The sequence below is a fragment of the Mucilaginibacter sp. genome (assembly GCF_041663085.1).
In the GTDB taxonomy this organism is placed as follows: Bacteria; Bacteroidota; Bacteroidia; order Sphingobacteriales; family Sphingobacteriaceae; genus Mucilaginibacter.
The window spans coordinates 1-12598 of record NZ_JBAZRC010000144.1 but is presented as its reverse complement, the minus strand read 5'-3'; the positions used below and the strand labels follow the sequence as shown (position 1 = coordinate 12598).

General features: G+C 44.0%; 12 protein-coding genes. 8 read left to right on the top strand and 4 right to left on the bottom strand.

Annotated elements, in window-relative coordinates:
- Positions 1-229 precede the first annotated feature (229 nt).
- Together WC615_RS19420 and WC615_RS19415 are read left to right on the top strand one after the other, a co-directional pair.
- Entirely contained in the window at positions 230-1474 is a 1245-nt protein-coding gene (locus tag WC615_RS19420; protein WP_372979726.1) for an aminotransferase class I/II-fold pyridoxal phosphate-dependent enzyme, read from the top strand.
- Between the two features lie 361 nt (positions 1475-1835).
- Positions 1836-2012, top strand: a complete 177-nt coding sequence (locus WC615_RS19415; RefSeq protein WP_256541026.1) for a histone H1 — start codon at positions 1836-1838, stop codon at positions 2010-2012.
- 164 nt (positions 2013-2176) lie between these two features.
- Here the strand turns inward: WC615_RS19415 and dapA are convergent, their stop codons facing one another.
- Both dapA and WC615_RS19405 read right to left on the bottom strand, forming a co-directional pair.
- Positions 2177-3055 (bottom strand): 4-hydroxy-tetrahydrodipicolinate synthase, encoded by an 879-nt coding sequence (dapA, locus tag WC615_RS19410; protein WP_372979725.1) that lies wholly within the window; start codon positions 3053-3055, stop codon positions 2177-2179.
- A gap of 429 nt (positions 3056-3484) precedes the next feature.
- Entirely contained in the window at positions 3485-5323 is a 1839-nt protein-coding gene (locus tag WC615_RS19405) for a UbiD family decarboxylase (RefSeq protein WP_372979724.1), read from the bottom strand.
- A gap of 50 nt (positions 5324-5373) precedes the next feature.
- Between WC615_RS19405 and WC615_RS19400 the strand changes: the two genes are divergently transcribed.
- From WC615_RS19400 to WC615_RS19390, 3 genes are all read left to right on the top strand, one after another.
- Positions 5374-5826 carry a hypothetical protein gene (locus tag WC615_RS19400; RefSeq protein WP_372979723.1) on the top strand — a complete coding sequence of 151 codons (453 nt, stop codon included), beginning with the start codon at positions 5374-5376 and terminating at the stop codon, positions 5824-5826.
- Positions 5827-5903: 77 nt separating this feature from the next.
- Complete coding sequence (locus WC615_RS19395) at positions 5904-6956, top strand: alpha/beta fold hydrolase (RefSeq protein WP_372979722.1); 1053 nt, start codon at positions 5904-5906, stop codon at positions 6954-6956.
- 81 nt (positions 6957-7037) lie between these two features.
- The gene (locus tag WC615_RS19390; RefSeq protein ID WP_372979721.1) at positions 7038-7877 is read left to right on the top strand and encodes a sulfite exporter TauE/SafE family protein; all 840 of its coding nucleotides are present in this window, start codon (positions 7038-7040) and stop codon (positions 7875-7877) included.
- A 43-nt stretch (positions 7878-7920) separates the two neighbouring features.
- On the opposite strand, the gene WC615_RS19385 is transcribed toward WC615_RS19390, so the two are convergent.
- Positions 7921-8763, bottom strand: a complete 843-nt coding sequence (locus WC615_RS19385; protein WP_372979720.1) for an oxaloacetate decarboxylase — start codon at positions 8761-8763, stop codon at positions 7921-7923.
- A gap of 116 nt (positions 8764-8879) precedes the next feature.
- Here WC615_RS19385 and WC615_RS19380 point away from each other — a divergent pair, with 116 nt between their 5' ends.
- Positions 8880-9533, top strand: coding sequence for a hypothetical protein (locus tag WC615_RS19380; RefSeq protein ID WP_372979719.1), 654 nt, complete (start codon positions 8880-8882; stop codon positions 9531-9533).
- Complete coding sequence (dctA, locus tag WC615_RS19375; RefSeq protein WP_372979718.1) at positions 9533-10768, top strand: C4-dicarboxylate transporter DctA; 1236 nt, start codon at positions 9533-9535, stop codon at positions 10766-10768. The genes WC615_RS19380 and dctA overlap by 1 nt, the downstream gene beginning before the upstream one ends.
- Before the next feature lie 199 nt (positions 10769-10967).
- On the opposite strand, the gene WC615_RS19370 is transcribed toward dctA, so the two are convergent.
- Positions 10968-11738 (bottom strand): carboxypeptidase-like regulatory domain-containing protein, encoded by a 771-nt coding sequence (locus WC615_RS19370; protein ID WP_372979717.1) that lies wholly within the window; start codon positions 11736-11738, stop codon positions 10968-10970.
- 318 nt (positions 11739-12056) lie between these two features.
- On the opposite strand from WC615_RS19370, the gene WC615_RS19365 reads away from it, so the two are divergent.
- Positions 12057-12598, top strand: a 542-nt coding sequence (locus WC615_RS19365) for a CoA-binding protein (RefSeq protein WP_372979716.1), incomplete at its 3' end; no start/stop codon positions are given.

The following is a 12598-nucleotide window of genomic DNA, read 5'->3' as shown; positions in this document are numbered from 1 at the left end:
AGGTATCACGATTCTCTTTACTGCCAGATAGCGAAGGCAAAACAGAGATCAGGAACAACAATTCTTTTCTACACGACAATGTTGACTAATTGATCTGAACCCAAATACGAAGCCCCTCGCAACAATGCAGGGGCTTTTTTGTTATAGCTATATCATAATTGATAAAGTTTAGGTTCGCACTTTTGCTAAGAGCTATATTTGCATAACATTTATACTAAGAATATACATTTTGGATCTGTTTGATAAGATAAACAAAAATATGGGCGGCCCTATCGGGCAGCACCAAAAGTGGTCGCACGGCTATTTCTCCTTTCCGCACCTGGAAGGCGAGATACACCCGCACATGATTTTTAAAGGTAAAAGCCATTTGGTTTGGAGCCTTAATAATTACCTTGGCCTAGCCAATCACCCCGAAGTACGCGAGGCCGATGCGCAAGCCGCCGCCGATTATGGCATGGCCTACCCAATGGGTGCCAGGATGATGTCGGGCAATACCAAACAGCACGAGGAGCTGGAAAACAACCTTGCCGTATTTGTGGGCAAAGAGGCCGCTTTCCTGCTCAATTACGGCTACCAGGGCATGGTATCTATCATTGATGCGTTGGTTGACCGAAACGACGTAATTATTTACGATGCCGAATCGCACGCTTGCATTGTTGATGGCGTACGCCTGCATATGGGCAAACGTTTTGTATATAAGCATAACGATATAGAAAGCTTTGAAAAACAACTGGAACGTGCCCAGCGCATGGTTGAGCAAACAGGTGGCGGCATACTGGTTATAACCGAGGGTGTTTTTGGTATGTCGGGCGCGCAGGGCAAACTAAAAGAAATTATAGAACTGAAAGATAAATATACATTCCGCCTGCTGGTTGATGATGCGCATGGCTTTGGTACAATGGGGCTAAAAGGATCGGGTACGCACGAGGCGCAGGACTGTGTGGATGGCGTTGACCTTTATTTCGGCACCTTTGCTAAATCAATGGCGGGTATAGGGGCGTTTATTGCTGCCGATACCGAGATTATCAATTATCTGCGTTATAATATGCGCTCGCAAACATTTGCCAAAGCATTGCCTATGCCTATGGTAATTGGGTTGAAGAAACGATTTGAGCTGCTAAAAACAAACCCGCAATTGCGCGAGAATCTTTGGGTTATTGCCCGTGCCCTGCAGAATGGCCTGGTTGAACAGGGGTTTGATATTGGCGTTACCAACACCATGGTTACCCCGGTGTTTTTAAAAGGGGACCTTACCGAGGCTACAAGCCTTACTATGGAACTGCGGGAGAAATACGGCATCTTCTGCTCTATTGTCGTGTATCCGGTAATCCCTAAAGGATTGATTATGCTGCGCCTTATCCCAACCGCTTTGCACACACTTGATGATGTACAGCACACGCTGGATGCATTTAGTGCGGTTTCTGCCCGGCTTAATGATGGCCAGTACAAAGTGAACAAAATGGCTATAGCTTAACATCAGCCTAACTTGCTAATAATATTAAAGCCCTGCAGAATATCTGCAGGGCTTTTTTAATTTTTAAGGAAAGGGCTGATTAATACGCTTTTAATAACAATTGTGGCAATTGTTTAAACGAAAAATAAAAATATTGTCCCTTATGCAGTAAATTGATAAAAATTACAATACTGTGATGCTTTGTAAGTGCTTTAAAGGATAAAAAAGTAACATGGTTTTAAACCCTTATTGGTGTAAAATGTGGAAAAAAACCCATTTAAAGGCACTATTTTTATGTTCTAAAAGTTTTTTATTAAAAAAAAACACTTTAGATTAGCTTTAATTAAAACAATAAACCTCAAAAATTAAAGGAGCATTCACAATGAAAAAATTCACTGAAGTAAAAGAGCTGGTTGCATCACTTGAAGCTGATGCCGACAAATTTTATAATAAAGGTAACAGCGCGGCTGGTACCCGTGTTCGTAAAGGTATGCAAGACCTAAAAAACTTAGCGCAGTCAATCCGTCTTGAAGTTCAGGAGTCGAAAAACAAAGCGTAATTAAATAGTCGAAAGGTTATTTTACTTTAAATAAAAAATCCGGGTAGCTAAGGCTATCCGGATTTTTTATTTAAAGTTGGGTCATCCTGAGCTTGTCGAAGGATGTGCGCAGGGAATAGTCCGCAAATGGTTCGACAGGCTCACCATGACAAACTTGTTTGATTTTACCCTATCAACCCTATTTGATTCTTTATCTTCTCCACAGTATCGGCACTTACATTTACCAATGGTAAACGTACGGTGTCGCCGCAAACGCCCAGTTGCTTTAAAGCGGCTTTTACACCGGCGGGGCTGCCTTCGGCAAACATAAGGCGGGTAAATTCTATCATACTGTAATGCGCTGGCTGTGCGCCTTTAAAATCCCCTTTAAGGCATTTCCTGATCATGTCAGAAAACTGCCTCGGCAAAGCATTGCCTACTACAGATATTACGCCTACACCACCCATGGCTATCATTTGCAAGCTGATAGGGTCATCGCCCGATATCACCAGGAAATCCTCCGGTTTATCGCGCAGCAGTTGATTAAGCAGCTCAAAATTACCCGAAGCCTCTTTTATACCGATGATGTTCTTAAAATCAGTAGCCAGCCTTACGGTAGTTTCGGCGCTAACACTGCTGCCGGTGCGGCTTGGCACGTTGTATAATATAATAGGAAGCGTCGCAGCTTCGGCTAATACCTTATAATGCTGATAAATACCCTCCTGTGTTGGTTTATTATAATGCGGGCTTGCCGATAGTATAGCATCGTAACCCGTAGTGTCAAATGTTTTCATTTCCGCAGCAGTTTCCAGGGTGTTGTTTCCCGCAATACCGGCAACTAATAACACACGCTTATTCACGGCCTTGGCAGTAAAGGCGAAGACCTGCTTCTTCTCTTCCTTACTTAATGTGGCGCTTTCGCCGGTTGTACCAAGTGATACCAGGTATTCTACCCCGCCATCAATCAGGTGATCTATCAGCTTTTGTAAAGCATCATAGTCTACCTGTCCGTCTGCCTGAAAAGGAGTGACCATCGCAACTCCTGTTCCGTGAAATTTGTTCATGTGCGTGAAATATATTATAAGGCTGCTAAGATAGTAATTAGAGATTAGAGGTTGGAGTTTAGTGATTAGATTTTTACGCAAACGCTGGCGCGAGCTTTCAGCTCGTGTTGTGCATTAGGTCAGCTTTCAGCTGACGCAAGCAGAAAGCTTGCAACATGCGCATCCCGGGATTAGCGCAGCGTATCTCGGAGCAGCTGTGGTTAAGTTGCTTATTATCAAATAGATGTGATATTTTTAAAATGTGTAAAACACTAAATTCCTGGTTATAAGATAGATACGGCCATTCACATGCGTTCACGGCAGTGAACGTGAACACTTTAGGATTTTAAGGTCGTTTTAAGACGTTTTAAGTCGTTTTAGAGCGTTTCAGGACGTACTTACCGTGGCAAAATCTAACGCATAACGCAGGTTCTCGTCCTTGCGACCTTGCTATATCACCCCATATAATGCACCACCTTTTTCACCCATTTTATCCACCAGTTTCTCAACTGCCGGGTCGCGTTCTAATACGGGCGCGTGGTGTGGTTTTATGCGGGCGTCTATGATCAGCGGGCCGTTGCAGCCCCAGTGTTTATGCTCGGTAAAGCTATTGATGCCGTAAATATCATGGCTCGGGTTGCTGCGGGTAAAGGTTACCCATACAAAGTTGTTCAGGTTTTGCGCGGTAAAGGCAGCATCATCACAAAGCACAATCAGGGGCAGGCCGCTTGTATCGGCTTCGCCTAAAGTTTCCTGTAGTATTTCCAGTACCAGGTCCATATCGCTGGCGCGGATGTTTTTGGGTACTTCAACCGCAAGCACACCCGGCATAACCATTTTGTAATGGTTAACAGGCTGCGGCAGCGCGAATGATGATGGTAATTCGTTCCAAAGTTCACGCTTAATATCGCCGGCTACGGTAATAGCCACCTTGCTGCCACTGTTCAGGCCGTCGCCGCTGTAATCAAGCGTATCAATGGTGGTACGGGTATGAAAATGCAGGTCGCGGGTAAGGTCGATGCGTTGCAGGATGTGTTTCAGGAAACTTCCAATATCGTTTACATCCAAATTGGGGTTATCTTCTTTAGCGGCAATGAAAAGGTACTTGGCCAGGCTCAGTTGGCCCTTGCCCAAAATATGGTTGGCAATGGTAATGATCTCCTGCGGGTAACGCTCTTTAACATACGGCGTGTAGCGCTCGCTACCAATAGCAAACAAAAGCGGGTGTACACCCGCAGCATCAACCGCGTTAACGGCATGCAGGCCTGGTATTTCTTTTGGGATAGCGTTGCCGGTTATCTCATGGATGAGCGCGCCAAAGCTGGTATCCTCTTGCGGCGGCCGGCCAACTACGGTGAACGACCAGATCGCATCCTTTTTATGATACACGTTATGTACTTTCATCAGCGGGAAGGGGTGCGCTAAGCTGTAATAACCCAAATGATCGCCAAACGGCCCTTCGGGTTTATTCTCCATCGGCATAACGGTGCCGGTTATCACAAAATCGGCATCTGCAGAAATGCAGAACCCTTCATCATCATAAAAATATCTAAACCTGCGGTTGCCTAAAGCACCGCCAAAGGTCATTTCAGAAAGGCCTTCGGGTAAAGGCATCACGGCAGCCACAGGGTGCGCGGGCGGGCCGCCTACAAATATGCTTACTTTTAAAGGCTGCCCTTTTGCATTGGCTTTGGTTTGGTGTACACCTATCCCACGGTGTAGTTGGTAGTGCAGGCCAATTTCTTTATCCTGTATGTAATCATTCCCTCCCAGTTGGATACGGTACATACCCAGGTTGGCATTCATAATGCCGGGCATATCGGCATCTTCCGTATAAACCTGTGGCATGGTTACAAAAGAGCCGCCATCTTTTGGCCAGTTCACTATCTGGGGCAGTTCGCTTATCAATGTTTTGCCGAAGCTGATAGGTGCATCCTTACGCACCTTCATGGGCAGGGCCGATAGTGCAGTTAAGGCTGTGTTGGCATACTTAAATGGGTGTTTGATGGCCTTTATCGGGTCGTTTTTTATATCGACTAAAGTCTTGATCTTATCCAGCGTATCCCTGAAAATAAAGCGAGACCTATCCAGCGTACCAAATAAATTTGATACCGCAGGGAACTTGCTGCCCTTTACGTTTTCAAATAAAATGGCAGGCCCGTTGTGTTCAAAAACACGCAGGTGTATAGCTGCCATTTGCAGGTAAGGGTCAACTTCTTCCTTAATACGGATCAGGTGGCCGTTCTTTTCAAGATCGGTTATGCAGGCCTGTAAACTATTATATCCCATTTAGGCCCAAAGATATTATACATTTTAATGTTTTTAACGATATTTAGCCTATGAAACCGCTTATAGTTTTACTGGCTGTGTTTGGGGTAAGCTGCCTGGCAAGTTTTATTGCCGGCCACCCGGCAGATTATTACTTCTGCGGAAGGCTTGCCATGGGGGTGATGCTCATCTTTGCGGCTACCGCTCATTTTAAATTTACAAACGGGATGGTGCTGATGGTGCCAAACTATATCCCCTATAAAAGGGCTGTGGTATACATTACAGGGTATATTGAAATGCTGGCAGCCATAGGCTTATTAGTCAAAACCGTACGTGAACCGGTTGCCTGGTTTGTGATATTCTTTTTAGTGTTGCTGCTGCCTGCAAACATCCACGCCGCCCAAAATAAGGTTAACCTGGAGAAACCTGATATTTGCGGCGCAGGGGTAAACTACCTTTGGTTCAGGATTCCCTTACAGATCTTTTTTATTGCCTGGGTGTATTTCTTTGGGGTGATGCATTAAAGAGCCCTATTGATTTCTATCGTAACAATTGGCACGCTTAACGCTCCAATTGTTATACGCATTAACCTCTCATCCTTATGAAAAACCTTATCGCTCGTAAAGGGCATACATTATTTTTATTATTGATACTGCCGCTTTTTACTTTGGCGCAGGGGAACCAGTTGCGCGAAAGGCGCTTTATTACCATAAACGGCATTGAACAATGGATCACTATCACGGGCGATAAAACAAAACCTGCCATCCTGTTTATGCATGGCGGGCCGGGCAGCACCATGTCGCCCTATGCTGATAATGTTTACAAGGAATGGGAGAAAGATTTTGTACTGATCCACTGGGACCAGCGCGGTGCAGGTAAAACCTACGGCCTCACCGCACCGGATGAATTAAGCCCCGCCTATTTAAAAGCCAACCCGCTTACGGTTGACCAGATAGTTGACGACGGCATCAAAGTAGCCGAATACATGGTTAAGTATTTAGGCAAGCAAAAACTAACGCTTTTCGGCACATCGTGGGGTTCGATACCGGCGGTTGAGATGGCTGTAAAGCGCCCCGACCTTTTTAACGGCTATGTTGGGCACTCGCAGGTGGTAGAGCCATTAGCCAACCTTATAGCTGATTATACTAAAATATCAGCATTGGTAAAAAAAGCTAACGATCAGCAGTCGGCGGATGTATTAAATGCTATTGAAAAACCACCTTATGCTTCGGCCAGAGATGCCGGCAAGCTGTTTAAGATCATCAAGAAATATGAGCGTATGGCGTCAACGCCTTCACCGGATGCATGGTGGAAATTGGCCCCTGAGTATGATAACGCAAAAGATAACCAAAACCGCGAGGATGGTGACGATTATTCATTTGTAAACTATGTAGGTGATAGTAAGCTGGGGGTTAAACCCATGATGGCGACCATCAACTTTGCTAAAGATCATTGGCAGTTTAAGATCCCGGTTTACCTGGTACAGGGCGAAGAGGATATTTTAACCCCGGCAGAGATAACCAAACCATACTTCGCTAAAATTAAAGCACCTGCAAAACAATTTATATTGGTGCCTAAAGCCGCCCATGGTTTTAATGAGGTGGTTTTGGATGCGCAGCTAAAAGCAATAAAGCAGGTAAACGGGATAAAATAACTTATCCTATAGAATTACTTCTTTCAAATCAATCTAAAAAACTTATCTTATTTTTACCGGCTCAAACCATTTATTGCCTTTATGTCGGTAATTGTATTTACAGTAATTATACTTATTGGTGCTTATTTCGCGGGGTTGCTGGGTTCGTTAACAGGACTTGGCGGCGGGGTGGTCATCATACCCTTGCTTACGCTTTTATTGGGTGTTGATATTCATTACGCTATTGGCGCATCGTTAGTGTCGGTTATTGCTACATCATCCGGTTCGGCGGCGGCATATGTAAAAGAGGGTATTACCAATATACGGCTGGGCATGTTCCTGGAAATAGCCACAACCATGGGCGCTTTGGTAGGCGCACTAATAGCTGTTTATATCCCTGTACAATATATCGCTGTTTTATTTGGGGTGATATTGATCTTTTCGGCAATCATGTCGTTGCGTAAAAAGGCGGAAAGCATTATCTCAAAACCAACATACCTGGCAGCCAAATTAAAGCTATACGGCAGCTACCCCAACGGTAATGGCGAACAAATAGAATACGGTGTTACACACGTAGGCGGTGGCTTTTTTATGATGCTTTTTGCGGGTGTAATATCAGGCTTGCTGGGCATAGGCTCGGGCGCACTGAAGGTTATCGCGATGGATACCATCATGAAAATCCCCTTCAAGGTATCTACCACTACCAGTAACTTTATGATAGGGGTTACCGCTGCGGCAAGTGCCGTTGTTTACCTACAACGTGGTTACATTGACCCCGGTATTGCTATGCCGGTAGTGATAGGGGTGCTTTTTGGAGCGATGACAGGATCTAAAATTTTGGTTCATACCAAATCGTCGCGCTGGTTGCGCTGGGTTTTTGCCATAGTGGTTACCTTTTTGGCCAGCCAGATGATCTATAACGGATTGAACGGGAAGATATAGAATCTAGATATTAGCGTCAAGAATCAAGAAAGCATTTTACGTCTTACTTAAACATCTTATTTAGCTTATCATACCCAATGGCATCGTCAGCAAAGTTGAATGTACCTTTTTGCTGTAATTCCTGTGCGGCTGTATAAAACGCGCCGTACGCTACCCGCGCCAGTAAAGAACCAACACTTACCCTTTTAACGCCCAATTTAGCAAGTGCATCCAATGTAAAGTCGGGTTTGTTTACACTTAATAAAACGTTTACCGGTTTTGGTGAAACGGCTTTAACCACGGCATCAACATCGGCCAGGGTGCTTAAGCCGGGTGCATATAGTACATCGGCTCCGGCATCTGCGTAGGCTTCTAATCTGCGGATGGTGTCTTTAAGGTCTATACGACCATGCAATAAATTCTCCGCCCTTGCGGTAAGCATAAACGGATCAGTTAAACTACGCGCGGCCTTTACTGCGGCTTTAATCCGCTCTACCGCGTGTTCAAATTCATAAATTGGATGCTGTTCATTACCTGTAGCATCTTCAATAGAGCAGCCCGGTAACCCCACCTTAGCGGCAAGCAGTAAGGTTTCGGCACAGGCCTCCGGAGAATCTCCATAGCCATTTTCCAGATCGGCGGCAACGGGTAAGCTGGTGGCTTCAACAATTGCGCGGGCGTTTTCCAAAGCTTCATCGCGACTAACGCTGCCATCGCCATCGGGCCTGCCCAGGGCAAATGCCAGCCCTGCGCTGGTAGTAGCCAAAGCTTCAAAACCTAAACCTGCCAGCATTTTGGCAGAGCCCGCGTCCCATGGGTTGGGTATCACAAAAAGGCCTGTACGCTCATGCAGGGCTTTAAAAGTTTCGGCTTTGCTGTTTTGCATATTATTTGACGATGTATCCATAGGTAAGATATAATTGATACAAGCAAGGTACGCTTTAAGTTAAATGGTACTTTCGGTATAAGGTAAATTATTGTATAATTGTTTAGGTGAACACCTGATAAACCATATCTAAAAGAATGAAGAGATTTTACGCATTTGTTATTTGCCTGCTAACCTTTTTATACGCCCATAAAACTTTTGCCCAAAGAGGGGTGCCGGCAGCTTACGTAGGCGACTACAACAGGATGATGTCGCAAAACTTTGCAAATATGAACATGCAAAGAATGATGAACATGAACCTTTATAAGGGATATGGATACATGGTCAATCAGAAGTATAAGTTCAAAGTTGTAATGAAGGATAGTACGGTGAAAATGGTTAAATCAAAAATTAATATGGATACCGCTTTACATAAAAGCTACCTCACTTACGATGACAAAACGATAAAAGATAAAAAGCTGCGCGAACAGCGGATCTATAGTAACCAAACTATTAGCATCAGCAGAACGGATTATAATAACAATATTACGGGTATGGCTAACGATAGCTGCTGGTTTTTTAAAGTATTGGAGGGCAAGATAAATGCCTTTTCTCCTTTATCTGAAACTGAGGATATAGATAGCTTTTACCTGCGGGCATATCAGCTTGGTAACGGCCCTGTGCAAAAGCTCGATTCAGCATCGCTAGCGCCTATCATCGCCAAAAGCCCAAAAGCTTTAAAAGCCTTTAAAAAGAAAGACTACTACAAGGCCATTGATAAATACAACTCTGATAAAAGCGTAGCAAATTAATGAAACGCCTAATCAGTAACCTAACCTTCCAGGTCATCGTCGCCATTATATTAGGCGTGGTGGTCGGGCTATATTTTAAGGGATTTGCGCCAACCGCGCAATTGATCAGCCAGATATTTATCAAACTGATAACATTACTCATACCTTTTATCATCTTTTTTACCATAGTGCTGGGTATTGCAAACATGAGCGACATGAAAAAGGTTGGCCGTGTTGGTGGTAAAGCCCTTTTGTATTTTGAGCTGGTTACTACCCTGGCGCTTATCATTGGAGTAGCTGTAGCTAACATTATAAAACCCGGTGCCAACTTTATTAATAACCACGTTAAGGTTGATGCCGCTAAACTGGCCGGTTACGAAAAAGCGGCAGCAGAGATGAAATGGGGTGATTTTATCACACACATCATTCCGGGGAATGTGTTTAAAGCTTTTACAGAGGGCGATATCCTTCAAATTTTATTCTTTGCCATATTGTTTGGTTTCGGCTTAAGCCGGATGGGAGAGGCAGGGCAATCGGTTATTAGTTTGTTCGATAAGCTCTCTAAAGTGTTTTTCAACATCATGAAGATTGTGATGAAAGTAGCCCCGATAGGCGCTTTCGGCGGGATGGCCTATACCATCAGTACCTACGGACTGGCGACATTGAAACCGCTCGCCTTGCTGATGGGCTCGGTTTACCTCACCATGTTCCTGTTTGTTTTTGTGGTACTTAACATTATTTGTTACGTGTTTAAATTTAGCCTATGGCAGTATCTTAAACATATAAAGGAAGAGATATTGATCGTACTGGGGACGTCTTCGTCAGAATCGGCCCTGCCGGGGATGATGGAGAAACTGGAGAAATTCGGCTGCTCAAAATCGGTAGTGGGGTTGGTTATCCCGGCGGGGTACTCCTTTAACCTGGATGGTACCACCATTTACCTATCCATGTCAACCATCTTTTTGGCGCAGGTGTTTCATATCGATCTTTCCATCGAGCAGCAACTTACTATTATCGGCATCCTCATGATCACCTCGAAAGGAGCGGCAGGGGTAACGGGAAGCGGCTTTATAGTGCTTACATCAACCCTGGCGGCTATTAAGGTTATCCCGGTAGAAGGCGTGGCCATTTTGCTTGGGGTAGACAGGTTTATGAGCGAAGCGCGCGCTATCACAAATGTGATTGGTAATGGCGTGGCTACTATTGTTGTGGCGAAAAGCGAGAAGGAGTTTGTAAGCCCGGAGTTAAAAGGTTAAAAGATGTACGTTGTATTAACATTATTAAAAGCGCTTGGTATAATAATAGCTATGCCGTACATAGTCATAACACTAATTGCAGGGATAAAAAACGGTGATCGAAAGAAAATCAAAAAAGGGTGTTATTTGCTTTTGGCTACGTTCCTTTTTATAGGTTTCATAACTGCTATCGAATTTATGATTATTCATAAATAAATAACTAATCAACTTTCACGGTATCCACTTTAAAATCGGGCTTGGTTGCCTTTGCCCTGGCGGGATTTGCCTTAAATTTTCTAAAACTGTCCTTAATATAAAATACCAGGTTGTAATCGGTCATAACGTCAACCTGGGCCGGGGTAGGCCGGTATTCGTTCATAAAGTCGTTTAGGGTATCCCCCTGCAGGCCGGTAACTCCCGCTACCAGCTTGCGTGTAAAGCGTTGGTTGGTATGGTCTTCGCGCTCGTAACGCAGCATGTTTTGCTGTAACCGGTATTGCGGGCTTTTCTTTTTGCCGATAAGCCTGAATAGCGACAACACGTCAACAGAAACCCATGCAAAAGGTACATTGGTGGCCGTAGGGCGCATGATATCGGTAAGCTTCGGACCTTTAAAAGCAAACTCTTTGGCAAACTGTTTACGGTTGTTTACAGAATCGCGCAGGTAGTTTCTTTTGGCTACAATGGCTACCTCGTTAAGCTTGATAGATTGCGGTTCAAGTTCTATCATTTTTAAACGACCACTCCACGGGCTTATCAATCGGGTATAGGGTTTATAACCCAGGGTTTTTATGCGGAGGGTATCGGTAACCCTGGTTATTTTAAGTGTAAAGCTGCCAAGCTCGCTGGTCATGGTGTTGGTGGTTGATGCCGATACAAGAATATATTCAACAGGCTTGCGGGTATTTTTATCAATAACAATACCGGTAACAAGTTGTGCGCTTGCATCAATGCATAACAGCGTTAATAGTATCAGTAACAGGTATTTCATAGGTTATATAAAGATAGGAACTGTGATGTGATGATCATTATCGTTTAACACATTTTAACAATGGTTAATAGTTGTTTAACCACAGAGAGGCACAGAGGGAAAAACACAGAGAACACAAAGTTTTTTGAATAAACAGTTGACAGGCCTTCGTGCTCTTTGTGGTAATAATCCTCTGTGCCCCCTCTGTGAAAACCTCAGTGCACTCTGTGGTTAAACAAATCATATCATCCATAAAATGTAATTTTTGAAAAATTAACCCATTAAGCAGTTAGGGGGCGATTTTTTTTTTAGCTTTGCCATACAAAAACTAAAAAGCCGATGAGCGTTCTCGTAAATAAAAATTCTAAAGTTATAGTACAGGGTTTCACTGGTAAAGAAGGTACTTATCATGCAGAGCAAATGATTGCGTACGGTACCCAACTTGTTGGTGGTGTTACACCGGGTAAAGGTGGCCAAAGCCATTTAGACAGGCCGGTTTTTAATACCGTTAAAGACGCGGTTGACAAAACAGGTGCCGATGTATCTATTATTTTTGTACCCCCTGCTTTTGGTGCTGATGCTATTATGGAAGCTGCCGAAGCTGGTATTAAAGTTATTGTATGTATTACCGAAGGTATCCCTACAAAGGATATGATACAGGTAAAAGAATATTTAACCGATAAAGATAGCCGCCTTATTGGCCCTAACTGCCCGGGTATTATCACTGCAGACGAAAGCAAAATTGGCATTATGCCGGGCTTTATCTTCAAAAAAGGTAATGTTGGTGTGGTTTCAAAATCGGGTACGCTTACTTACGAGGCGGTTGACCAGGTTGTTAAAGCCGGTTTAGGTATCACTACTGCTATTGGTATTGGTGGCGA